Source organism: Pseudemcibacter aquimaris (assembly GCF_028869115.1).
Classification (GTDB): Bacteria; Pseudomonadota; Alphaproteobacteria; order Sphingomonadales; family Emcibacteraceae; genus Pseudemcibacter; species Pseudemcibacter aquimaris.
The window spans coordinates 949,214-970,869 of record NZ_CP079800.1; the positions used below are offsets into that span (position 1 = coordinate 949,214).

General features: G+C 46.2%; 25 protein-coding genes. 16 read left to right on the forward strand and 9 right to left on the reverse strand.

The window, feature by feature from the left end; all coding sequences use genetic code 11:
• Positions 1-84 precede the first annotated feature (84 nt).
• The 8 genes from KW060_RS04660 (at position 85) to KW060_RS04695 (ending at position 5,664) form a co-directional block, all read left to right on the forward strand.
• The gene (locus KW060_RS04660; RefSeq protein ID WP_249035210.1) at positions 85-2,403 is read left to right on the forward strand and encodes a phage tail tape measure protein; all 2,319 of its coding nucleotides are present in this window, start codon (positions 85-87) and stop codon (positions 2,401-2,403) included.
• The gene (locus KW060_RS04665; protein WP_249035211.1) at positions 2,400-2,783 is read left to right on the forward strand and encodes a phage tail protein; all 384 of its coding nucleotides are present in this window, start codon (positions 2,400-2,402) and stop codon (positions 2,781-2,783) included. Before KW060_RS04660 ends, KW060_RS04665 begins: the two co-directional genes overlap by 4 nt.
• 58 nt (positions 2,784-2,841) lie before the next feature.
• Entirely contained in the window at positions 2,842-3,051 is a 210-nt protein-coding gene (locus KW060_RS04670) for a tail protein X (protein WP_249035212.1), read from the forward strand.
• 17 nt (positions 3,052-3,068) lie between these two features.
• Complete coding sequence (locus KW060_RS04675) at positions 3,069-4,046, forward strand: phage late control D family protein (RefSeq protein ID WP_249035213.1); 978 nt, start codon at positions 3,069-3,071, stop codon at positions 4,044-4,046.
• 36 nt (positions 4,047-4,082) lie between these two features.
• On the forward strand, positions 4,083-4,376 hold the full coding sequence (locus KW060_RS04680; protein ID WP_249035214.1) for a DUF6127 family protein: 294 nt from the start codon (positions 4,083-4,085) through the stop codon (positions 4,374-4,376).
• A 14-nt stretch (positions 4,377-4,390) separates the two neighbouring features.
• A complete protein-coding gene (locus KW060_RS04685) occupies positions 4,391-4,849 on the forward strand; it encodes a hypothetical protein (RefSeq protein ID WP_249035215.1) in 459 nt (152 codons plus the stop codon).
• An 87-nt stretch (positions 4,850-4,936) separates the two neighbouring features.
• Positions 4,937-5,230 carry a hypothetical protein gene (locus tag KW060_RS04690; protein WP_249035216.1) on the forward strand — a complete coding sequence of 98 codons (294 nt, stop codon included), beginning with the start codon at positions 4,937-4,939 and terminating at the stop codon, positions 5,228-5,230.
• The gene (locus tag KW060_RS04695) at positions 5,227-5,664 is read left to right on the forward strand and encodes a lysozyme (protein WP_249035217.1); all 438 of its coding nucleotides are present in this window, start codon (positions 5,227-5,229) and stop codon (positions 5,662-5,664) included. Before KW060_RS04690 ends, KW060_RS04695 begins: the two co-directional genes overlap by 4 nt.
• Here the strand turns inward: KW060_RS04695 and KW060_RS04700 are convergent.
• From KW060_RS04700 to mads1, 5 genes are read right to left on the reverse strand one after another with little or no spacing between them, the layout of a single operon-like run.
• The gene (locus KW060_RS04700) at positions 5,658-8,723 is read right to left on the reverse strand and encodes a type I restriction endonuclease subunit R (RefSeq protein WP_249035218.1); all 3,066 of its coding nucleotides are present in this window, start codon (positions 8,721-8,723) and stop codon (positions 5,658-5,660) included. The genes KW060_RS04695 and KW060_RS04700 overlap by 7 nt on opposite strands.
• A complete protein-coding gene (locus KW060_RS04705) occupies positions 8,720-9,883 on the reverse strand; it encodes a restriction endonuclease subunit S (RefSeq protein ID WP_249035219.1) in 1,164 nt (387 codons plus the stop codon). The genes KW060_RS04700 and KW060_RS04705 overlap by 4 nt, the downstream gene beginning before the upstream one ends.
• 6 nt (positions 9,884-9,889) lie before the next feature.
• Positions 9,890-11,377 (reverse strand): type I restriction-modification system subunit M, encoded by a 1,488-nt coding sequence (locus KW060_RS04710; RefSeq protein ID WP_249035220.1) that lies wholly within the window; start codon positions 11,375-11,377, stop codon positions 9,890-9,892.
• The gene (locus KW060_RS04715; RefSeq protein WP_249035221.1) at positions 11,374-12,891 is read right to left on the reverse strand and encodes a type I restriction-modification system subunit M; all 1,518 of its coding nucleotides are present in this window, start codon (positions 12,889-12,891) and stop codon (positions 11,374-11,376) included. The genes KW060_RS04710 and KW060_RS04715 overlap by 4 nt, the downstream gene beginning before the upstream one ends.
• Positions 12,863-13,063: a methylation-associated defense system helix-turn-helix domain-containing protein MAD1 gene (gene mads1 / locus KW060_RS04720; RefSeq protein WP_249035222.1), complete on the reverse strand. Its 201-nt coding sequence runs from the start codon at positions 13,061-13,063 to the stop codon at positions 12,863-12,865. The genes KW060_RS04715 and mads1 overlap by 29 nt, the downstream gene beginning before the upstream one ends.
• 134 nt (positions 13,064-13,197) lie before the next feature.
• Here mads1 and KW060_RS04725 point away from each other — a divergent pair, with 134 nt between their 5' ends.
• The 7 genes from KW060_RS04725 (at position 13,198) to KW060_RS04755 (ending at position 18,050) form a co-directional block, all read left to right on the forward strand.
• Positions 13,198-13,464, forward strand: coding sequence for a metal-sensitive transcriptional regulator (locus tag KW060_RS04725; protein WP_249035223.1), 267 nt, complete (start codon positions 13,198-13,200; stop codon positions 13,462-13,464).
• A 63-nt stretch (positions 13,465-13,527) separates the two neighbouring features.
• Positions 13,528-14,253, forward strand: a complete 726-nt coding sequence (locus KW060_RS04730) for a glutaredoxin family protein (RefSeq protein WP_249035224.1) — start codon at positions 13,528-13,530, stop codon at positions 14,251-14,253.
• A 27-nt stretch (positions 14,254-14,280) separates the two neighbouring features.
• Positions 14,281-14,715 (forward strand): c-type cytochrome, encoded by a 435-nt coding sequence (locus KW060_RS04735; RefSeq protein WP_249035225.1) that lies wholly within the window; start codon positions 14,281-14,283, stop codon positions 14,713-14,715.
• Entirely contained in the window at positions 14,702-15,094 is a 393-nt protein-coding gene (locus KW060_RS04740; protein WP_249035226.1) for a copper resistance CopC family protein, read from the forward strand. Before KW060_RS04735 ends, KW060_RS04740 begins: the two co-directional genes overlap by 14 nt.
• Positions 15,095-15,100: 6 nt before the next feature.
• Complete coding sequence (locus KW060_RS04745) at positions 15,101-15,973, forward strand: copper resistance D family protein (RefSeq protein ID WP_249035227.1); 873 nt, start codon at positions 15,101-15,103, stop codon at positions 15,971-15,973.
• On the forward strand, positions 15,970-17,289 hold the full coding sequence (locus tag KW060_RS04750) for a multicopper oxidase family protein (RefSeq protein ID WP_249035228.1): 1,320 nt from the start codon (positions 15,970-15,972) through the stop codon (positions 17,287-17,289). Before KW060_RS04745 ends, KW060_RS04750 begins: the two co-directional genes overlap by 4 nt.
• 296 nt (positions 17,290-17,585) lie before the next feature.
• Positions 17,586-18,050: a c-type cytochrome gene (locus tag KW060_RS04755; protein ID WP_249035229.1), complete on the forward strand. Its 465-nt coding sequence runs from the start codon at positions 17,586-17,588 to the stop codon at positions 18,048-18,050.
• A gap of 318 nt (positions 18,051-18,368) precedes the next feature.
• Here KW060_RS04755 and KW060_RS04760 read toward each other — a convergent pair whose 3' ends face one another.
• On the reverse strand, positions 18,369-19,802 hold the full coding sequence (locus KW060_RS04760) for a dihydrolipoyl dehydrogenase (RefSeq protein ID WP_249035230.1): 1,434 nt from the start codon (positions 19,800-19,802) through the stop codon (positions 18,369-18,371).
• A gap of 132 nt (positions 19,803-19,934) precedes the next feature.
• Here KW060_RS04760 and KW060_RS04765 point away from each other — a divergent pair, with 132 nt between their 5' ends.
• Positions 19,935-20,537 carry a TetR/AcrR family transcriptional regulator gene (locus tag KW060_RS04765; RefSeq protein ID WP_249035231.1) on the forward strand — a complete coding sequence of 201 codons (603 nt, stop codon included), beginning with the start codon at positions 19,935-19,937 and terminating at the stop codon, positions 20,535-20,537.
• A gap of 5 nt (positions 20,538-20,542) precedes the next feature.
• Here the strand turns inward: KW060_RS04765 and KW060_RS04770 are convergent, their stop codons facing one another.
• The 3 genes from KW060_RS04770 to KW060_RS04780 are packed head-to-tail and all read right to left on the reverse strand — an operon-like array spanning position 20,543 to position 21,650.
• The gene (locus KW060_RS04770; protein WP_249035232.1) at positions 20,543-20,905 is read right to left on the reverse strand and encodes a response regulator transcription factor; all 363 of its coding nucleotides are present in this window, start codon (positions 20,903-20,905) and stop codon (positions 20,543-20,545) included.
• Between the two features lie 37 nt (positions 20,906-20,942).
• Positions 20,943-21,248: a hypothetical protein gene (locus KW060_RS04775; RefSeq protein ID WP_249035233.1), complete on the reverse strand. Its 306-nt coding sequence runs from the start codon at positions 21,246-21,248 to the stop codon at positions 20,943-20,945.
• Positions 21,249-21,269: 21 nt separating this feature from the next.
• Positions 21,270-21,650, reverse strand: coding sequence for a VOC family protein (locus tag KW060_RS04780; protein ID WP_249035234.1), 381 nt, complete (start codon positions 21,648-21,650; stop codon positions 21,270-21,272).
• Positions 21,651-21,656 lie beyond the last annotated feature (6 nt).

A 21,656-nucleotide genomic window follows, 5' to 3' on the forward strand; every position in this document is an offset into this window, starting at 1 on the left:
GTCGATGAGTTTTTGCTTTGGCATCAAGACGCATCATCACTGATGAAACCCTAAATATTCACCCACAATCACAGGACATGCATCATGGCACAGAATAACGCTGTATCCATTACCATCGGCGCTGCCCTGAAGAGCAGCTTTGGCACTGCTTTAGGTGGTGGACGCAAGCAGCTCATGCAAATGGGCCAAGCCCTGAAATCTCTTGATGCCAGTGGCAAGCGCATCCAAAGCTTCCAAAAGCTGAAAACGGATGTCATGGGCGCGAAAAACGCTTGGCAGGCTGCGGAAACGCAAGTGCGTGAATTGGCTCTGGCCATGAAACAAACAGCTAACCCGACGGCTAAAATGAGGTCGGAGTTTGAAAAAGCCAAAAACGTCGCCGGGCGGGCCAAAGCGGCCTATGAGAAAAAACAGGAATCGCTGCGCCAAGTACGGCTGGAAATGAAGACCGCAGGGCAAAGCACACGCAATCTGGCCGCCCAACAGACAAAGCTTGGCGCGTCAGTAGATCGTCTCAAATCCAAATATAATGCTTTGGATCAGGCGCTAAAACGCGGTGATGGCATCAAATCCAGACGTGCCGCCTTGCGCGGTCAAATTCTGGATATGGTGGCACTCGGCGCTGCTATGGGCGCACCGCTAAAAGCAGCGATTGATTTTGAAAGCGAGATGGCTGATGTCCGCAAAGTCGTTGATTTCAAGGATCAGGAAAACGGCCTTCGAGCTTTTGGCAATCAGCTCAAGGCCATGTCACGCACAATCCCTCTTTCTGCTGCAGGTCTGGCTCAGATTGCTGCCGCTGGTGGACAGCTGGGTGTGTCAGAAGATGCCTTACCGGATTTTGTCAAGATTGCATCCCAGATGGCCGTGGCTTTTGACATCATGCCCGATCAGGCAGGTGAATCCATGGCCAAACTCTCTAATATCTTCGGTATTCCAATCACTGAGATGAGCCAGTTGGGTGATGCGCTCAATCACTTATCCGATAACACGGCGGCCAAAGCCAGCGAGATTGTACAAGTGATTACGCGTGCGGGCGCACAAGCCAGAGATTTCGGCCTTTCTGCGGAGCAAACCGCTGCACTTGGAGATACGTTTGTCGCGCTGGGTAAAAAGCCCGAAGTGGCTGCCACGGCGATGAATGCATTGCTGTTGAAACTGAATACGGCAGACAAACAAAGCGCCAAATTCCAGTCCGGCCTCAGTGCTCTTGGTATTGAGGCGCAGGGTTTGAAAGATGCCATCAGAGATGATGCTCAAGGAGCGTTGCTCTCTTTCCTGCAAACCGTTTCACAGGTTGAAAAACAGGAGCGTGCCGGGATTTTGTCTGATCTGTTCGGGCTTGAATATGCGGATGATATTTCACTGCTTGCGGGCCAAGTGCAGACCTACCAGAAAACCTTGGATTTACTGGGCGATAGTAAAAAGCATAATTCCATGCAGCGCGAGTTTGCCAATCGCTCCAATACGACCAAGAACAGTCTGCAGCTGCTGAGCAATCAAATCACTGAAATCGGCATGAATATCGGCACGACTTTGCTGCCGCCGCTTAATTTCTTGGTGAACAATGTACTACGCCCAATGAGCGGTATGGTAGCTGATCTGGCAGAGCGTTTTCCGCTGCTCACGAGTGTTGTATTTGGGGCTACATTCGCCCTGATCGGCATCAAGATCGCAGCGATTGGTCTGGGCTATGCTTGGACATTTGTGTTGGGAGGAGCCAACGCACTTGTGGTTGGTTTCCGTGGATTGCAATCCGCCTTGGCACTTGCGTCTCTTCGCATGGGGGCCTTCAACATCAGCGCTGCTATTACAGCAGTACGTCTGAAAGCACTTGCCTTTGGGGGCATGATTAAAGCCTTTGCTGCCAGTCTGATTGGGTTGGCGTCACGCGCTATTCCCGTTGTTATTGGCGGTATGCGTGCGCTAACCGTAGCGATCATGACCAATCCCATTGGGCTGATTGTAGGCGGCATTGCTTTGGCTGCCGGACTGCTGATTACGAATTGGAACAAGGTAAAGACATTCTTTTCCGGTATCTGGGACAGTGTAAAGCCTGTCTGGGAAGCGTTTGCTGACTGGATTGGTGGTTTTTGGAAAATCATCAGCGCCCCCATTCGAGCCATTGGTAAAGTCTGGGACGCCATTTTTGGCAGCAAGGAACCGTCTGTTGAAGCCACAATAACCAACAAGGATGAACATAGTGCCTTGCAGCGTTCTGTTCAGGATGCAGCGCGTGGTGGCATCCGTCAATCAACTGAGCACACGCATAACAACGCTTTCAACATCACAGTTCAAGCCGCGCCCGGCCAAGACGTGAATCGCATTGCTGACGAAGTCATGCGCCGCATTAAAGAGCAAACCCGTGGCGCATTATTTGATACTGCAGGAGCCGTATTATGAGCACCATGATGGGATTAGGAAACTATCGGTTTTCACTCAATACCAGCGCATATCAGCAATTTAGGCGCTCTATTGAGTATCGATGGCAAGGTCAGGAACGGCTGCAAAATAATCCTGCTATGCAATATCTCGGGCATGGCATGGAGCAGATTCATCTGGAAGGCACGATCTACCCTGAATTCAGAGGTGGGCTTGATCAAATTGAAGATATGAAAGGAGCGGCTGACAAAGGTGAGCCGCTCCTTTTGATTGATGGCATGGGCGGCATCTGGGGCCGATGGGTTATTACCCGGCTTGAAGAAAATCGTCAGATTTTCTTAAAAGGCGGCGTTCCCCGCAAGATCAGTTTTCGCATGTCCATTAGCAAATATGGAGACTGACGACTGGTTTGCGTTAAGCAAATCAAATGATCCAGTGAATCATTTGAAAGGAGGAAGGATGAGTGCAATTTATCGCACCCGTGAGGGCGACGTGTTGGACTGGATATGCTGGAAACACTACCGAGCCCAAAGCGGTGCCGTTGAAGCAGTCTTGGAAGCCAATAATGGGCTTGCTGATTTAGGTGATGTTTTGCCCGCAGGTGTTGAGATCGTCTTACCCGAGTTATCGCTACCTGAAACGGACGAGGTTATTCGCCTCTGGGATTAAGTAATAAGGATAAGAAAATGAGTACACCGGATTTCCGCGTTATTGCTGATAGCACCGATATTACTGCTGCTATTAAGCGTGGTCTATTATCCTTGCGGGTGACTGACGAGGCTGGTGTCGGTAGCGATAAGGTTGAAATCAAGCTGGATGATCGTGATGGCAAAATCGCTTTGCCGCGCACAGGAGCGGAACTGGATATTGCCTTGGGCTATCAGGAAACAGGTCTTGTGCGGATGGGGCTTTATATTGTTGATGAAGTCAGTATCGCCAGCCCCCCGCAAAGCATGACTATTCGTGCCCATGCCGCTGATATGCGCCAAGTGCTTAAAGCCCCCAGAACAAAAACATGGGGCGAAGTCACATTGGTGGATGTTGTGAATGAGATCGCGGCAGCTCATGGCTTGGAGCCTAAAATATCAAGCGATATGTCGTCCATTCAGCTGCCATATCTGACACAGACTGAGGAAAGTGACCTGCATTTGCTGACGCGTCTTGCCAGAAACCACGGCGCAATCACCAAACCTGTCCATGGCAAATTGCTCTTCGTGCCGAAAGGTCAGGCCAAATCTGTCAGTGGCATATTAATAGAACCAGTTGCTATTGCAGGGCATCAGCTTACCAGTTGGGAGGCAAGTTTTACAGATCGGGATAAATACGGATCAGTTCAGGCCAGCTTCCACAATAAGCAAACCGCTGAAAAAGAAACCATCAAGATTGGTGATGCTGAGCCAGTTTATACGCTGCGTCACACCTATGATGGCGCAGATCAGGCAACACAAAATGCCCGATCAGCATTAGAGCGCCTGAAACGCGGCACAGGTACGCTGAATATCAGCTTGCCCGGCAATACACGATTGATGAGCGAAGGCAAAATAACGCTTTCTGGCATCCGCGCAGGTGTCGATGGTGAATGGATCGCCACCCGTGTTGAGCATGTTTTGGATAATAGCGGCTATCAATGCCGCCTAGATGCTGAGACGCCGTCTCAGCCATAACCCACCGCATTTAACTCTGAAGTAAGGAACGTAATCATGACCGCTGATAACCATCAGCGGCAGGACGATATGGTGTGCCTGCCGCGTACAGAATTTGAGGCTCTGCTGGAGCAAGCTGCCTGCCGAGGAGCCAGAAAAGCCCTAAAGGAAGTGGGCTTAGCAGATGAAGAAGCTGTTCACGATATCCACGATTTACGCGATCTGGTCAGTTCAATCAAAGCTATGCAACGCACCTTTCTGCAAACCGTTGTGCGCTGGATCACCATTGGTGTTCTGGCGCTCTTGGTCGCAGGCGTGGCTGCAAAACTTGGACCCTTCACCCCCAAATAAACAGGAGAAAAACTATGCTGACATTACTTGGAAGCCTGCTGGGCTTTTTATCATCCGCGTTTCCGGATTTCTTAAAACTCTGGCGTGATCATGCCGACCGTAAACATGAGCTGGCCATTCTGGATCGGCAGATGGAAGCGCAACGCCAAGGCCACACACAACGTCTTGAAGAAATACAGGTGCAGGCCGATATCGCCGAAAGCAAGGCGCTCTATGCTCATGCCAGCCAGCCCAGCGGTGTGAAATGGGTTGAGGCTTTGCGTGCCTCTGTGCGCCCGATTATCACCTACGCGTTTTTTATTCTGTTTGCCACCGTCAAAACCGCTGCACTGTTCAAGCTATTGGATCAGGGTGTCGGGATTACCGACGGACTGATCGCCGTATGGGACGCTGAAACGCAGGCGTTATTTGCCGCTGTCATGTCCTTCTGGTTCGGGCAACGCGCCTTGGCCAAGTTCCGCTCAAATCCTTGAAAAACATGATCTTATTCACTTGATAAGCGCCCGGAATGAAGCGTTACTGTAAGTGTAAAAAGCAATTGAAAACAAGGAGATAACGCCATGAGCAAACTATTTTGCAAAGCCATGATTGAGGATGTTCAAAACGAAAAATGCACCGATGCCGAACTGGAAGCGCTGCTCAATGCTTTTGAATACACAGTCAAAAAAATGGCGACCACGCTAGCCCGTAAAGCTTGGTACGCGCTGGAAGATTACGCCACTGCCAAACAATACGGCATTGACCGCTTTACGCTAATGATTGAGCGCAAAGAAGTCCTCGGGCAAGAGCAATGGCATGGCGTTTTTGAATATGGCAGCAAAAACCTTAAAGTTATAGGAACACTGGAAAAATGAGACATATCACACAAAATGGATTGGACCTGATCAAACGGTTCGAGGGCTTCTCTCGGACCGTTTATTTTTGCCCGGCTGGTTATCCCACCATCGGCTATGGCCACGTTGTCAAAGACGACGAGGACTTTTCGTCAGGCATTGATGAGGTACAAGCCGAGGAATTATTGCGCCAAGATGCCCAGATTGCAGAACGTGCTGTTTTGCGCCTGATCAATGTGCCGCTGACAGATGGTCAGTTCGATGCGCTGGTCTCATTCACCTATAATCTTGGTGGCGGGGCGCTTCAACGCTCCACACTGCGCCGTAAAATCAACCGTGAGGAACACGCCGAAGTACCAGAGCAATTCATGCGCTGGGTCTGGGCGGGTGGCCGTAAGCTCAAAGGGCTGGTTAGGCGTCGGGCTGCTGAAAGTGATCTATATGCGTATCAATAATGCTCGCTGATATAGCCATAGGCTTTATCAAACAATTCCGCATCCTTATGTAGCTGATATTTGAGAAGAGTTTTTCTCAATACCTGCTTCATCTCACGATCACCAGCTGTCGTGTTTTGCCATCCCGGGAAGCGTGTTGCTTTGACGATTTTATCAATGTCATCAACAATGCGAGAGATGATTTCAGGTGTCTGATCGTTGCGAACTTCCTTAAACAATTCAGACAACGCCGTTTTATTATCTTCGACGATTTTTTCATCATGCCCAGAGCCATTGTCTAAATGTACAGTCTCACGGGCAGCGTCGAGAAGTTCTTTGAGCCAGTTGATAGAGCTTAATACACCAGATTCATATTTTTCGCGGAGTTTTTCAAGGCGCTCACCAAGCTCAACATATCTGGGATCACCAGACTTCTTGCGAACTTTAGCCATCAAACTGATTTCCAGTGTTTTGGCACGTCTCGATTGCTCTGCTTCGGTCAAAGTGAAGATGGAATCCTCATCCATTACCAACTCGTCGAGATCACCACGAATTTGGTCAATATCTGTGTGCTGGTGGATCAAGCGAATAGTTTCTGGCCCAAGCGACTGCCAAATCAATGAGCCTAAACCACCAACTGGACGCACAGAGTCATAGACTTGCGCCAACCAGCGATAATCTTTCTGGAATGGCTGTAAGAATGGATCGGGTGTTAAAGCCTCCCACAATTTTTTCAAAACATTGAACTGCGCCGCAAATTGGTCACGCACCTCATTTGAGGCAAGGCAATCCTGCGCCGCAATCAAGCCCTCATACCCACCAACGGTGCGATCAACGCCGTTAAAAAAGGCCAAGCATTTTTCAATCGCAACAGGCACTTCGTCTTTATATTTGCCCAGCTGATCCACAACGCCTTCAATCTCTTTCGGATCATAGGCGAGTGCTTTTGCCAGGTTTTCAAACACGCCCAAATAATCAATGATAAGGCCATGCTGCTTGGTTTCATCATACAGGCGGTTCGTCCGGCACATGGCCTGCAGCAATGTGTGGTCGCGCAGAGGCTTATCCAAATACATGCAATAGCAAATCGGCGCGTCGAATCCGGTCAGGAGCTTAGCAGTCACAATCAGGATTTTCAGTGGATCGGTGGAGTCACGATATTGATCGAGCACTTTTTCCTGATTGGTTGAGCTGGCATCAATAGACTGCCAGCGCTTAAAGGCTTCCTTATCTAGCGGCAGGCCCAGCTTTTCCCATTTGACCCAATCGGCAGCCTTTTTCTTTGGATTGCCGTTTTCGTCCTTTTCATCATCAATCGCCCCTTGGGAGAGGTTCATCACCACTTCGCAGATGCCTTCGCCGAAACGCTTGGTCAGAAGATCATACATCAAAACACAGGCTTCGCGGTCATAGACCACCACCATGGCTTTCAGCCCTTTAGGCTCAACATGGCTGGTGAAGTGTTCTTGAATATCATTGGCGATGGCTTCCATACGCTTAGGAGCTTTAAGCAAATGCGCGAGCTTCCCGGCCTTTTGTGAGAGCTGTGTTTTTTCCTCTTCCGTCAGGTTATTAGCCTCGGCCAGCGCATCGAATTCTTTATCGATAGCCTCTTGATCAACACGCAGCTCAGCCAAACGCGGTTCAAACTTAACTGGAAGTGTAGCCTCATCACGAATGGACTGTTTATATGAATAGCGGTTCATATATCGCCCTTGGTCTTGATCAGCACCGAAGAGACGGAAGGTGTTACGCTCAATGCCAGAGATCGGCGTGCCTGTCAGGCCAAAGAAATAAGCATTCGGCAACGCCCAACGCATTTTTTCGCCCAGCATACCTTCTTGAGTGCGGTGCGCTTCATCGACCAGAACAATGATATTTTCGCGTGGGTTCAGGCCGTCCTTATTGTTCTCGTCAATTTCCACGTCATCAAATTTGAAGACAGTGGTCACAAGGATATTGCGGCTATCATGCTCCAGCTCTTTAGAAAGCTGTTTGCAGGATTTCACCGGGGTGACGTTTTTCACATCCGCATTGTCAAAGGTAGTGTTGATTTGGCTGTCTAGATCAACGCGATCCACCACAACCACCACGGTTGGGTTTTTCAAATCCGGATCAGCTTTCAGCATCTTCGCGGCATAGAGCATCAGCAAGGATTTACCGGAGCCTTGGAAATGCCAGATCAACCCTTTGCGGATTTCACCGCTTTTTACACGATCCACGATTTGTTTGGCCGCTTCATATTGCGGATAACGGGGCAGCAGCTTGATACGCTTGATCACATTGGTGTTAGGCAGCTTGGTGGCTGAATACAGCGCAAACGATTGCAGCAGTTCCAACAGTGTTTGCGGCTCCAACAGGCGCTCGGCACTGGTCAGGACCGTATTCATGTTCTGCGGAATCTCATCGCCATCTGTGGTTTTGTGCCATGGCATCCAGTGTTTGAACCCGGCATTCACCGCGCCATAGGCAAAGGTTTTGCCTTCCGTGGCGAAACATAAAAGGTTCGGTACAAAAAAACTGCTCTGATTAGCCCAGTAATGCTTGTCACCGCCCATAAAATCAGAGGCACCATCTTGCCAGCTGATCGCCATGCGGACAGGTGTTTTAACTTCTCCAACCACCAACGGTATACCGTTCACATACAGCACCAGATCAAAGAAGGCGTTTTTCGCGCCCATGGAGGGCACTTGCTGTGAGACCACATACTGGTTTTTGGAATGGTCGTGATAATCAATCAGGTTGATAGTGATATGCTCGCCATCTTTGCCTAGCGGCATGGATTTTTCACCGCGCAACCATTCGGTAAACAGCTCATTGGCGCGAACAAGGCCGCTATGGCTGGCCTCCAGCAAGACACCGCGCAGCTTGTAAATCACCTCATCGGCTTTTTCGGAGTCTTTGGCAATATCGGGATTCAAACGGCACAGCGCATCTTTCAGCCAGCATTCAATCAGCACATCCTGCGGCTCACGCGGCAACTCGGTCCCGTGGATGAATGTCCAGTTATCACCCGGTAACGCAGCAAGGCGGTCGCGGATGGCTTCTTCGATGGTATTGGCTTCGTTAAATCCGCTCATGCTGCCTCCTCGAGAGTATTTTTAATTAATAATTTTCGAATATTTAGTGTTTTATCTTTCTTTTCTTCAAGTAAATCAATTGATGCTTCAAAACCATTCAGTGTCTCAGAGATTGATTCTTGTTTCTCTAAATCAGGAAGGTTGATTTTGACTGAAGCCATGTCTGACTGATTAACCGAGGGAACAGCGCCCTGCCTTACGAAGGTTGCAAAGTCAATCGTGTTTAAGAAGTGGTATAGATACTCAGTTGAAATCTCTCCGCTTGGTAAGGCTGCCATCATGTTATTATCAATAATTGTTGAATGCTTCAAAATGCGCCTTCTATTTAATAAAAGAGCTGCGCCAACTTTTGCGAATACAACACTGCCAGCAGGAAATTCTGTGGCTTTCATTATTTTCTTCTCTTCGCCACTTATCCAATTATCAGACTTGATAATATATTTGCTATTCTCGCCGTGATTCATGTCTGCAACCTTGATGAAGGGTATTTCTCCTTGCTTATTTCCTTGGTATTTAGGTTTAAAACCAGATCCACCCTTAAATTTGACGATGTCGCCTAAGTTGATTTTTTTATATTCATCATCATGAACGGACTCCGCCCTTATTTTACCCAATAAAAAATCAGTTCTTTTCAGGAGTTCATCAATTTGAAAAAGTTTATCTTCAATCTTCTCAAAGATCTCCAGCATCTCCTCCTGTCGTGGGCGGGGCGGCAGTGGGAATTCTTGGTTGGCCAGTGTTTTCCATTTGATGGTTGGTGAGAGTGAACCTTCGGAGATTGCAACGGCTCGCTCCATGAACATATCTGATTGCATAAAAAATGGCAGATATTCAGGCACCACTGCTTCTGGGATCGCTTCCAGCACCATTGCATGCGCCGAACAAATGCCCTCAAAATCAGCAACGGCCACTTTGCGTTGATAAGCGCGACGTTTGCCAAAGATGATTTGGCCGGGCTTCACCAGAAGCTTCTGGCCCTTCACATCACTCGGTACGCCTCTGCGGGTAATGCGTAAATTGTCAGGATCAAGGTGCTCAAGTCCAACATACACTTCCAAGTCTGTATCCGCAGGATCAACACGCTTGCTCACGCTTTTGGCAATCTCGCCAAACTTAACGATGCGCCAGCCTTCTGATTTTTGTTTCTCCGTTAATTGCATCGCTGTTTACGCCTCATATCCCAATTCTTTCAAGCTATCGAACAGCTTGTTTGTTTGCTTTTTGAGAAGGGTGCGAGAGATTTTCCAATCTTCAATGGCACCTTCTAAATCCTGTTCTTCCTCGTGACTGCCATTGCCGTTTTTGGCGGTGACATAGAGTGGAATGGACAGGTTGAATAAATTGTCTTTGACCTCATCCAGATCGACTAATCGCGCTATATCTGGGTGATCTTCTGGCTCGTAATAGGCTTCGACCAGCTTTTCCAAATTGTCGTCGGATAAAAAGCTGGTGGCGCGTTCACGGGTGACTTCATGCACGCCATTCACAAAGACAATCTTGTTTTTGCGGTCGGCGGTTTTGTTATGGCGCAGGACCACCACGCAAGATTCCATAGGACTGTTGTAAAACAGGTTTGGCCCCAAGCCGATGACGGCCTCAACCAAGTCACTGGCGATCACGCCTTTGCGGATATCTTCTTCCTGATCACGGAACAACACGCCATGCGGCCAAAGCATTGCAGCGCGGCCTGTTTTCGGGTTCAGGCTTTTCATGATATGCTGGAAAAACGCATAATCGGCGCAGCCCTGTGGGGGGACGCCATGCATGTTACGGCCATATAGGTCCGATCCGAATGCCTCTCGGTCCCATTTCTTGATGGAGTATGGTGGGTTAGCAAAGATCACATCGAATTGCTGGAGCTTGTCGCCTTTGGTAAATTTCGGCTCTTTGAGTGTATCGCCACGGGCAATATCAAATTCCTCAATATCGTGGAGCAGCATGTTCATCTTGGCAATCGCTGAGGTCAGAAGATTGACCTCTTGCCCATAGAGTTTGACGGTGCGCCATTCGCGGTCGTCTTTGCGTAAATCCATGACGGCGTTCAGCAACATCCCTCCGGTACCGCAGGTGGGGTCATAGGCCGTTTCACCCGGTTGCAAGCCAAGGATACGTGTCATCAAATGCACAACGGTGCGGTTGGTGTAAAACTCGGCTGCGGTATGACCTGAATCATCGGCGAATTGCTTGATCAGATATTCGTAGGCATTACCCAGATCATCCTGATCAATGTCCTTCACGCCGAGCGGGATTTGGCTAAAATGATTGATCAGCGACACCAGTAGGTGGTCCGGCAAGCGCTCTTTATTCGTCCAGACGGCATCGCCGAACACGCCATATAAGCGCGGATTGGCTTTTTCGATGGCTCGCAGGGCATCTTTCAGGACTTTGCCGACATCCTTGGTGGTGGATTGGACCACGCTCCAGCGGGCATTATCGGGAATGACAAAGCGGTGCTGCTCAGGCTTTTTGGCAAGCTCATCATCCTCATAAAGCTCAAGCGCTTGGATATATTCTTCCTGATAGACATCATCCATGCGTTTATAAAACAGCAGCGGGAAGATGTATTGTTTATAATCTGATGCTTCGATTTGACCGCGCAGCAAAACAGCCGCACCCCAGAGCAAATCTTCCAGTTGTTTTTGTGTGATGCTCATAGCTCGAAACCCTCCTTGGCCAGCAGGGCCTCTAATTCATCTTCTGCCTGTTCAAGATTGGCGAGTTTCTGTTTAAAATCTTTCAGGGCTTCTTCCACCGTGATGGTTTCTTCCTCAAGCGGCTTTTGCACATATCGCGCAATGTTGAGGTTAAAGTCGTTTTCTTCGATCTCCTTGATCGGCACCCAGCGACTTACGCCTTCGATTTCTTCCGCTGCTTCATGCTGGCGTTTGTAGATGTCGTAGATTTCATCGGCTTGGCCTTCGCTCATGGTGTTTTGAGCGCGGCCTTTGGTGTAAATCTCATCAGCGTTGATGAAGAGGACTTCTTTTCGGTTCAGCGTTTTCTTGTCTTTTCGCAGGACAAGCACACAAGCGGAAATACCAGTGCCATAAAACAGGTTCTCTGCAAGGCCAATCACACATTCCAAAGCGCCATTTTTGATAAGCGCCTCACGGATTTTGGCCTCAGAGCTTCCTCTGAATAGAACGCCATGTGGCACAACAACAGCCATCCGGCCTGTATCATCACGCATGGACGCATACATGTGCATGACCCAAGCAAAGTCGCCGTTCTTTTTTGGTGCGATGCCGTAGGCATTACGGTTATATTGATCAGCACTCCAGCTATCATGACCCCAGTCTTCAAGGCTGAATGGTGGGTTAGCGATCACGCAGTCAAAGGTTTCCAGCTTGTCACCATCGGTAAATTTGGGATCGCGCAGTGTATCACCGCGAATGATCTGAAAATCCTCCATGCCATGCAGAAACAGGTTCATGCGGGCAATAGCTTCGGTGGTCAGGTTTTTCTCTTGGCCTTTGAGCGTCAAAAGCCGTGGGTCTTCGCCACGCTCCTGAACATGGTGGATTGTTTCAAGCAGCATGCCGCCTGTACCGCAAGCCGGGTCATAGACAACTTCACCCGCTTTTGGGTCAAGGACATTGACCATCAGCCTTACAACAGTGCGCGGTGTATAGAACTCACCTGCTTTTTTATTGGCCTTGTCAGCAAACTTCTTGATTAGAAATTCGTAGGCGCGACCCATGTCATCATCACGGACATCCTTCACGCCCATCGGGATTTGATGGAAATGATTGAGCAGTTCTGTGATTAAGCTGTCAGGCAAGCGATCTTTGTTGGTCCACGGCGCATCACCAAATATGCCATAAAGATGCGGATTGGCTTTTTCAACACAGCGGAAAGCACCTTGCAGGGCTTTACCGACATCCTTTGTGGTTGAAAGCACATCGCTCCAGCGGCAGCCTTTTGGAATTTGAATGCGGTGTTGCTCAGCAGCGTTGGCGAGGTCCTCATCACCGTAAAGCTCCATCGCCGTTTCAAATTCTTCATTATAGACATCGTTGATGCGTTTGAAGAAAAGGATCGGGAAGATGTAGGTCTTGTAATCAGACGCATCGATAGGCCCGGTGATAATATGCGCGGCCATCCAGAGCTGGTGCTCTAATTCTTTCAGCGTTAGCTTTTTACTCACCAGCTTCACCTTTTGTTTCATTTCTTTCCTGTTCACTGATCCAACGGTCAATCTCGCTTTTGCGAAATCGCCACGCGCTTCCCACTTTGAAGCCCGGAACCTTGCCCTCAGATGCAAATCGATAGGCCGTCTTCTCAGCAATCTTGAGGTAATCGGCGAGTTCCTTCACGGTCATAATGTCATCATTGGGCATAGCTTTAATGTCCTTCTCGGGATATATGGATTGAAAATAGTAGAAAATAGATGAATATGCAAGCGTTGACCCTTGACATTATACCCCACTGGGGTATATACCCATACTGGGTATATTAAGATAGGTATAAAGCGATGCATCCATCACACAAAGATCATTTAGGAAAATTAAACCGCGTTTCCGGGCAGGTTGAGGCGGTTAAAAGAATGATTGATGAAGGAAAATACTGCGTTGATATCATGACACAGATACGTGCGGCTCGAAGCGCTCTGAAGGCAGTAGAGCTGGCCGTTCTTGAAACGCACATGAAGTCTTGTCTCGATCAGGCCTGTTGTCACAGCGCAGATGAACAAAATAAAAAAATTGAGGAGATCGTCACGCTCCTTAAAAAATATGAATAGATCGGAAAGGTTCTACGTGATCCAAAGTGAAAGAAAATATAATTTGAAAGGCATGATATAAGCATGACAGCACATTTATATCGAATGGAATTGCCAGACCATCTTTGCCCCTCCGGCGTAAAGTTGAAAAGCTATCTGGAAAAGAAGCGTATTAAATTCACAGACCATCCTCTTAAAAGCAGAAATGAGGTGGAGGCGTTGAAAGATGAGTTAGGTGTAAAAACAACCCCACAGCTGGTGATAGATAATCAAGTTGTTGGTGGATATGAGGCTTCTCTTGAGCATTTTGGTGACCAAGCAGGTAATGACAAAACCTATATGCCAGTTATCGCGCTGTTTTCCATTGCTGCTTTAAGTGCAGTATCAGTGACTTGGTTGGTCTCAACATCGGTTTTTTCAAATATGACCCTCCCGTGGTTTATAGCCATTTCGATGATCCTGCTTGGTTTGCAAAAGCTGAAAGATATTCAATCATTTGCTGACATGTTTTTGAATTATGATTTGTTAGCACGCGCATGGCCTCCCTATGGAAAAATTTATCCGTTTCTGGAAGCGGGTGCTGGTTTGCTGATGTTCGCAGGCATTTTGACTTGGCTATCTGCGCCAGTCGCTTTGGTGTTTGGGTCGATTGGGGCCGTCAGCGTATTCAAGGCGGTTTATATTGATAAACGAGACCTTACTTGTGCCTGTGTCGGAGGTAATACAAATGTTCCGCTCGGATTTATCTCATTGCTAGAAAATTTGATGATGGTCGGCATGGCTGTCTGGATATTGTTCAAAATCATTTAATGAATAATTTAGAGGTTAAATCGATTTATGACTCGTAATATTGTAATACTTCTTATTATCGCCCTTATCGGCGGCGTTTACTTTTGGCTGTCAAATAATGATGAGCAGAATGCCAAAGTTTCTGACGGCACAAAGTCAAACAGCGCCTTGGTGTCTGTTACATTGCCTGAACAGCTTTCCGATAATGCCATCGTAGGTAAGCGCATTTTTGAAGCAAAATGCGCTTCGTGTCATGGTCAAAACGCTGCGGGGCAAAAGGGCGTAGCTCCACCTTTGATACACAAAATCTACGAACCATCTCACCACGGGGACGAGAGCTTCCAGCGTGCGGCTGCGCTTGGGGTTCGTGCTCACCATTGGCCATTTGGCAATATGCCGCCAGTTGATGGGCTCACTCGGGCTGAGGTGTCTACCATTATAACCTATGTTCGCGAGCTACAGCGGGCAAATGGAATTAACTAACGCACCAAACAAAGAGGAAAAAATGAACCGCATTCTTAACCTAGTAACGATAGTCGCATTTTCAGCTGTTTTAACTTCACAGGCTCTAGCACATTCCGATACTAAAATGACCGTACCCGATAATGAAGCGATATTAGATGAAGTCCCCGAAACGATTTCAATCCATATGGCCAAAAAAATTCGTTTGACTAAAGTAGAAATGCAACATGAAGATCATGAAATCCTTGAAATTGATACTTCCGAATATAAGAGCTTTCAAACGGAATTCACATTGCCAATCGAACCCATGGGTACGGGGATTTATAATATAACCTGGCGTGCCCTTGGACAGGATGGTCATCCGATTGAGGGTGCATTCCAGTTTACTGTGATGGAATAGCGGCAGATGGACTTGTTGAGCCTCTTTTCAATCATATCGAAACTTATGCTTTACATAGGTGCTTTGTTTGCATCAGGCACCATTATATATCTGATAGTTTTTGAAACAAATAAAGCAAAATCAAGTTTCAATGGTCGTCCAATAACGGGTTTGTTTGCTATTGTTGGGTTGATTTCTGCGTTGACCAGCTATGCCTTGGCTGCTGCAAGGTTAACCGGCGAAGTAGCTGGCGCAGTCGATCCAGAAATGCTCGGCATTCTATGGCAAACTCCAGTTGGAACGGCATTGCTTTTACGTGCTTTGGGATTCTTCCTCATAATTGTTGGACTTTTTTCTGGTAAAGTTAGCAAGAGCTTAATGGCTATTGGCTGTTTGGTCGTTCTAGGATCATTCACTCAAATAGGTCATGTAGCAGATATACCGAATTTTCTTTTTCAGGCTTTACTGCTCACCCATTTGATGGGAATTGCCATCTGGGTCGGGATTTTGTTCCCCTTATACCGATTAAGTTCAGATCCTGCACAAATTAAAACAACCGAAGAGATCGCACATCGGTTTGGTCGGTTGGCAGTGCTCTTCGTACCTATATTATTTATTGCGGGCGGGTGGCTTGCTTATGAACTGGTAAATTCACTCACAAATTTATTCACCACAGGATACGGACAGACTCTGCTTATCAAGATTTTCCTTGTAACTGGGCTGCTGGGCTTGGCAGCTGCCAACAAGCTACGGTTTGTCCCTGCTTTAAGGGGTGGAGATTCGGATGCTCTGAAACATCTTAAACATTCAGTACTGGTCGAGATTAACTTGGTGGCTTTCATATTGTTTGCAACTGCGGTTCTAACAAGTGTTCTCACCTTGCCGGAGGCTCATTCATGATCACTCGTCGACATTTTTTGGCCTCGACCGCCGCTAGCCTGTGCATACCCTCTCTGGCTTTTGCAGATGAAGCCATGAGGCTACGCGCCGAGCCAGTTAAACTTGACTTGCTGCCAGACCAAGACCAGACTTCACTTTGGGGGTTCAACGGCTCCACTCCTGGCCCTACCATTCGGACCCGCAAAGGTGGGCGCGTAAAGGTTCGGTTCGAGAATGCTTTGAAGCAATCTTCTGCGGTACATTGGCACGGAATTCGTATTGATAATAAGATGGATGGCGTGCCAGGGTTAACGCAATCGCAGGTTTCCTCTGGGAATGATTTTCTCTACGACTTTGTTGCACCGGATGCTGGAACTTACTGGTATCATTCTCATGATAGATCGTGGGAACAAGTTGCACGTGGTTTGTATGGTGCGCTGATTGTTGAAGAGGAAAATCCACCTCTTGTCGACCATGACATCATTGTTTTTGTCGATGACTGGCGTCTCAACCGAGATGGTTCGCAGGCCGGTGATTTTGAGAATATGCACGATCAAGCTCATGCTGGCAGAATGGGTAATTTTGCTAAGGCAATCTTTCAAGGTGTAACCTCTCCAATCAAACTTAACCAAAGAATTCGTTTGCGCTTCATAAATGTTGCAACAGACCGAATATTCCCGCTCCAGCTTACTGGTGTAGACGGGAAAATCATCGCTTATGATGGAATGCCACTCGAAAAACCAGAGGATATGGACAATATTATTCTCGCACCAGCGCAACGTGCCGATATCATCGCGGATGTAACCGGTGAAACAATTGAAGTCAATTTTACGGCTCGTGATGGTTTGTTCCGATTGGGAGGATTTACGGTTCAAGGCCTGATCGAACCAACAGCGAAAGCCGAAGTCATTCTACCGATGATAAATCGCTATGAAATGCCTGATTTGAAAAACGCTGTGCAATTAACTCTTCAAATGGAAGGTGGAGCCATGAGCCGCCGCATGATGATGGGGGGCATGATGAACGGTGATGTCTGGGCTTTCAATGGTGTATCAGGCATGACAGATACACCATTCCATAAGTTCAAAGCGGGTCAGACTGGTGTCATCGAACTCGTCAATGATACCAGATTTCCACACGCGATTCACCTGCATGGGCATCATTTTCAGGCGATCGTATCAGGAGGCATGTCGCCATTGCGAGATACCATCCTTGTTGATGCTGGGAAAACCACAAAAATTGCCTGTGTTTTCGATAATCCAGGAAAGTGGTTACTTCACTGCCATATGTTGGCTCACCAAGCTGCAGGAATGAAAACCTGGGTTGAAGTTGCATAAAAGATATTTAGCGATCCCATACGAAAGGAAAGTAATTATTATGAATGTGCTCATGTCAAGGATAGCAACAAACATCAAATCTCATACAATGATGTGGTTATGCTGCATCGTGATGATTGTACCGCTCTTTAGCTTTCTGTTATTCAACAGATCTGATTTTGATGTCGTTGAGCTGGCTTTTCAAGCCAGTCCGTTGTTGTTATGCGTAGGAGCGCACTTAGTTCTGCATAAATTTATGGGAAAATCTTGCCATTCTGAGACCAAGACTTCTAATAATGACGATGTTTTGCAAAAAAATGAATAAGACCACCATCATTTTGATATTTATTATTATCATTGTTGGAGCTTTTGGTGGTGCCATTTTCATAAAGAACAAGCCAACAATACTTGTTTCAAACAATCAAGTTCGGTCCATTGCAACTGGCAAGCTGTTGTATCAACAAAATTGTGCCAGTTGTCACGGGGCAAATCTAGAAGGTCAGCCGAATTGGCGTTCATCAAATACTGATGGCAGTTTTCCTGCCCCGCCCCATGACGAAACAGGACACACATGGCATCATGATGATGAAACGTTATTTAATTATACGAAACTTGGGGGCAAGGGCATAGCCAAGCTGTTGGGTTATGAAAACCCAAATAGTGGCATGCCAGCTTATGAAGATAGCCTGAGTGATGCAGAAATAGCTGCAATATTAAACTACATTAAATCGACATGGCCGCAGAAAATACGCGATATTCAATCTGCCAGAAATACTAAGTGACTTTAAATTCCAATGAATCCCAAACAGGGATTCGAACGCATGATTGGTACGGTACTTTCATCGCTATGATTGAGGCCATACCAAGAACGGAAATCAAAGCAGCACAAGGTGTTGCAACATAAAACTTGCTTTCTATTGTTTTCAGGGCGATTATTTGTTGCAACACAATGGTGAGTGTAGAGGATTCGAACTCAAAGGGGTTCAATACACCGCCATTAAAAAAGGGTCCCTTTTGGGACCCTTTTTTAATGTCTGCATTTGATCTTGGTATTTCTGATCCTTAATCTAAGATGGCTATTCATCACTTAATATTTAAAGTCAAGCCCCTGGGCCGCAGTCTAGGCATCGTTTTACAGGGATGGGGCCTAATTGGAGCTTACTGTTAAGATCTCTCAACGCTGTTCTTAAGCCTTCTTCTATTACTGGATGATAGAATGGCATTTCCAAGATTTCTGGTATTGTCATTTTTTGTTGATGACACCATGCGAGCAAATGCGCAAGATGTTCTGCGCGTGGTCCAAAAATTTCAGCACCTAGTAATAAGCCTGTACCTAGTTCACCATAAACATTCATCAATCCTTTATTCACAAGCATGGTACGGCTTCTGCCTTGTCCTTCGAAGGATACAGTGCCTGTTTCAAAGCAACCTTCAGTCAGGGATGCGAATGAGCTACCGACTGTTGCGAGTTGCGGGTCAGAAAAAACCACACCAATTGGGCTTGTACGTTTACCTGCGCTAATTTTTGGGAATTGGGCGGCATTTTTGCCTGCGATTTTACCTTCATCAGCGGCTTCATGCAGCAGGGGTTTATCATTATTTGCATCACCGGCAATAAAAACGGGATGATCCCCGATTTGCATTGTGTATTGATTGAACAGCGGAACACCACGATCATCAAGTGGCAAGGTAGTGTTTTCAAGACCAAGATTTCTTACATTTGGTGTGCGACCAGTGGTTGCCAATACATAATCAAAACCTTCAGTAATAGAATTTCCATCGAAATGCTTATAAGTAATGTTAACTTTATCATCCTTTTGGACAATAGAAGTAACATCTGCATCAGGGTTTAAATAGAACTCACCTTGAAAGGCATCTGTCGCATATTCGAGTATTTCAGGATCACTAAGTGGACCAACGAACCCGCCACGGCCAAAGATCTTAATTTTAACACCAAGTCTATGTAGAGCTTGACCAAGTTCCAGGCCAATCACACCGGGACCAAACAGCGCAACAGATTCTGGCAAATCATCCCAATCAAATACATCATCATTAATGATCAGGCGATCTGTCACTTTTTGAAATATCGGTGGTATGGCAGGCGAGGACCCCGTGGCGATTACGATGGTTTTTGCTTTTATTTCAATTTTATTATCAATGATCAAGGTATTGTCGTTAACAAATTTTGCATACCCTTTAATTAAGTGATCTGGATTAAAACCATCGACAGATTCCAAAACAAAACCAACAAATCGATCGCGCTCGGATTTGACGCGTTCCATTACTTTGCGACCATCAATATCATTTATTTGTGCGTTAACACCAAATTGAGGGGCTTTTTCAACATTATGGGCAGCTTCTGCTGCGGCAATGAGTAGTTTGCTAGGCATGCATCCAACACGTGCGCATGTTGTGCCATATTTGTTACCCTCTATTAATGCAATGCTGTCTGTTGTTTTAGCCGCTTCACGATATGCACCCATGCCAGATGTTCCTGTGCCGATAATTGCAACATCTACTGTTCTTTTTTCCATAATAATTCCTTTGGAGAATATAATTATATTGACCAATCGGTCAAAAATAGGTTAAAAAATTTACGACATATTTGTCGTTTAGAATTGTTATAAATAATATGGACCGATCGGTCAATAATTAAATGGATAAAAATGACTAAAAACAAATTAGCAGGCCGCCCACGAGAGTTTGATAAGGATAACGTGTTGAAAAACATCACGGAACTGTTTTGGAAGAATGGTTATGAAGGCACTTCTCTTTCGCACATTATTGCCGCGACTGGATTAAAAAAAGGTAGTTTATATGCGACCTTTGGCGATAAACATTCCATGTATATTGCTGCATTTGAAAGTTATGAAAGTGAAATAGTCAATCAGACTTATCAGTTTTTAACAAATGGTGAGGGGGATGCTTTTTCTCGTATTCAAACTTTTTTATTCGCGCCAATTGAGGCGGTAGGTACTTTAAATGACCGAAGCGGATGTTTTTTATGCAATGCGTCATCGGATCGCGCATCATTAAATCCAGAAACATCCGAAATGGTGCAGCGAGCTTTTAACAAATTGGAACAGGGACTGGTAAATGCTTTGTACGAGATTAAGCCAACCATAGATAAACAAGAGCTTGCCGATAAAGCGCGCTGGATTCTTGCTGCATATTCTGGTTTTCGTGTAATGGTCCGTAGTGGCCTTCCGGTTGAAAGCTTAACCTTGGCGCATAAGGAATTAATGATAAGCATTAAGAATAGTATGTGAAAGATTTAGGAATAAGCCCTAATCATCGCTGCTATTTGCTCTTCAAAATTATCTTTAATAGGTTTTACGATAACAGCGTTGCATCCTGCATCTAATGCTATTTTCTCATCAGCCGGTTTTACGGCCGCTGTAAGTGCGATAATGGGAGTTGTGTACCCAAGCATACGTAGCTCTCTTGTAACGTCACTACCATCCATTTTAGGCATAAACATGTCCATTAGAATGAAGTCAGGTTTATGATGTCTGGCTTTGCCTAACCCATCTAGGCCATCATTGGCAGTGATAATTTGATAGCCGATTGAACCAAGACGATTTTCGATTAATGATCTTGTGTCATCATCGTCATCAACAATTAGAATTGTGCTCATAATTCCGCCCTCCTTTGAAAGATGAGCTGATATAATACTATTTTTTATTTAAGAAGAGTAAATATTTCTGTGTAGACGATTCTATTTTTGACAAAAAACGATAATAGTCATTTTGTTCTGTAGGGGATAAAAAATCATAAACAACAGCCAGGTGCTCGTCTTCTTCGTTGATGACGCTGCCAACCTGTTCTTTAATGCCAAGGATATAATCGTGAAGATCATTAGCGACTTGATAATTGATATGCTCGGATTTTAGTTTTTCAAATAGGCAATAATCATCATAGATATTGAAATCCAATGGCGAAAGTTCATTGAAATGATGATCAATTTTATCGTCTAACACTGTGAAAATCCAATTAGAGTACTATGCCTGATATAACTGTATCCAATTACCGCAAGTGTCATCGAAAGCTGCAACCATTACACCACCCATATCTTGAGGTTCAGATTTGAACTTTACGCCTTTAGAAGTTAATTCTTTATAAGTTTCTTCCATATTATCAACCGCAAGTGCAGTTGCAGGAATACCTTTTTCATAAAGGTCAGCGTAGAAAACTTTGGCAGAATCAAGAGCGTTGGGTTCGAGCACAAATTCTAAATCATCATCAAGATGGCCAACAGTTAGCCATCTAAACTCACCCATTGGAATATCTTGTTTCTTTGCGAAACCGATTTTCTCAGTATAAAATTCAAGAGCCTTTGCTTGATCATCAACACAAATACCATTTAGCTTTATTCTGATCATATCGAT

Bases quoted from the DNA above. Each gene is read 5' to 3' on its own strand.
- KW060_RS04660 (WP_249035210.1), top strand. From the start codon at position 85: ATGGCACAGAATAACGCTGTATCCATTACCATCGGCGCTGCCCTGAAG.
- KW060_RS04665 (WP_249035211.1), top strand. From the start codon at position 2,400: ATGAGCACCATGATGGGATTAGGAAACTATCGGTTTTCACTCAATACC.
- KW060_RS04670 (WP_249035212.1), top strand. From the start codon at position 2,842: ATGAGTGCAATTTATCGCACCCGTGAGGGCGACGTGTTGGACTGGATA.
- KW060_RS04675 (WP_249035213.1), top strand. From the start codon at position 3,069: ATGAGTACACCGGATTTCCGCGTTATTGCTGATAGCACCGATATTACT.
- KW060_RS04680 (WP_249035214.1), top strand. From the start codon at position 4,083: ATGACCGCTGATAACCATCAGCGGCAGGACGATATGGTGTGCCTGCCG.
- KW060_RS04685 (WP_249035215.1), top strand. From the start codon at position 4,391: ATGCTGACATTACTTGGAAGCCTGCTGGGCTTTTTATCATCCGCGTTT.
- KW060_RS04690 (WP_249035216.1), top strand. From the start codon at position 4,937: ATGAGCAAACTATTTTGCAAAGCCATGATTGAGGATGTTCAAAACGAA.
- KW060_RS04695 (WP_249035217.1), top strand. From the start codon at position 5,227: ATGAGACATATCACACAAAATGGATTGGACCTGATCAAACGGTTCGAG.
- KW060_RS04700 (WP_249035218.1), bottom strand. From the start codon at position 8,723: ATGAGCGGATTTAACGAAGCCAATACCATCGAAGAAGCCATCCGCGAC.
- KW060_RS04705 (WP_249035219.1), bottom strand. From the start codon at position 9,883: ATGCAATTAACGGAGAAACAAAAATCAGAAGGCTGGCGCATCGTTAAG.
- KW060_RS04710 (WP_249035220.1), bottom strand. From the start codon at position 11,377: ATGAGCATCACACAAAAACAACTGGAAGATTTGCTCTGGGGTGCGGCT.
- KW060_RS04715 (WP_249035221.1), bottom strand. From the start codon at position 12,891: ATGAAACAAAAGGTGAAGCTGGTGAGTAAAAAGCTAACGCTGAAAGAA.
- mads1 (WP_249035222.1), bottom strand. From the start codon at position 13,063: ATGCCCAATGATGACATTATGACCGTGAAGGAACTCGCCGATTACCTC.
- KW060_RS04725 (WP_249035223.1), top strand. From the start codon at position 13,198: ATGCATCCATCACACAAAGATCATTTAGGAAAATTAAACCGCGTTTCC.
- KW060_RS04730 (WP_249035224.1), top strand. From the start codon at position 13,528: ATGACAGCACATTTATATCGAATGGAATTGCCAGACCATCTTTGCCCC.
- KW060_RS04735 (WP_249035225.1), top strand. From the start codon at position 14,281: ATGACTCGTAATATTGTAATACTTCTTATTATCGCCCTTATCGGCGGC.
- KW060_RS04740 (WP_249035226.1), top strand. From the start codon at position 14,702: ATGGAATTAACTAACGCACCAAACAAAGAGGAAAAAATGAACCGCATT.
- KW060_RS04745 (WP_249035227.1), top strand. From the start codon at position 15,101: ATGGACTTGTTGAGCCTCTTTTCAATCATATCGAAACTTATGCTTTAC.
- KW060_RS04750 (WP_249035228.1), top strand. From the start codon at position 15,970: ATGATCACTCGTCGACATTTTTTGGCCTCGACCGCCGCTAGCCTGTGC.
- KW060_RS04755 (WP_249035229.1), top strand. From the start codon at position 17,586: ATGAATAAGACCACCATCATTTTGATATTTATTATTATCATTGTTGGA.
- KW060_RS04760 (WP_249035230.1), bottom strand. From the start codon at position 19,802: ATGGAAAAAAGAACAGTAGATGTTGCAATTATCGGCACAGGAACATCT.
- KW060_RS04765 (WP_249035231.1), top strand. From the start codon at position 19,935: ATGACTAAAAACAAATTAGCAGGCCGCCCACGAGAGTTTGATAAGGAT.
- KW060_RS04770 (WP_249035232.1), bottom strand. From the start codon at position 20,905: ATGAGCACAATTCTAATTGTTGATGACGATGATGACACAAGATCATTA.
- KW060_RS04780 (WP_249035234.1), bottom strand. From the start codon at position 21,650: ATGATCAGAATAAAGCTAAATGGTATTTGTGTTGATGATCAAGCAAAG.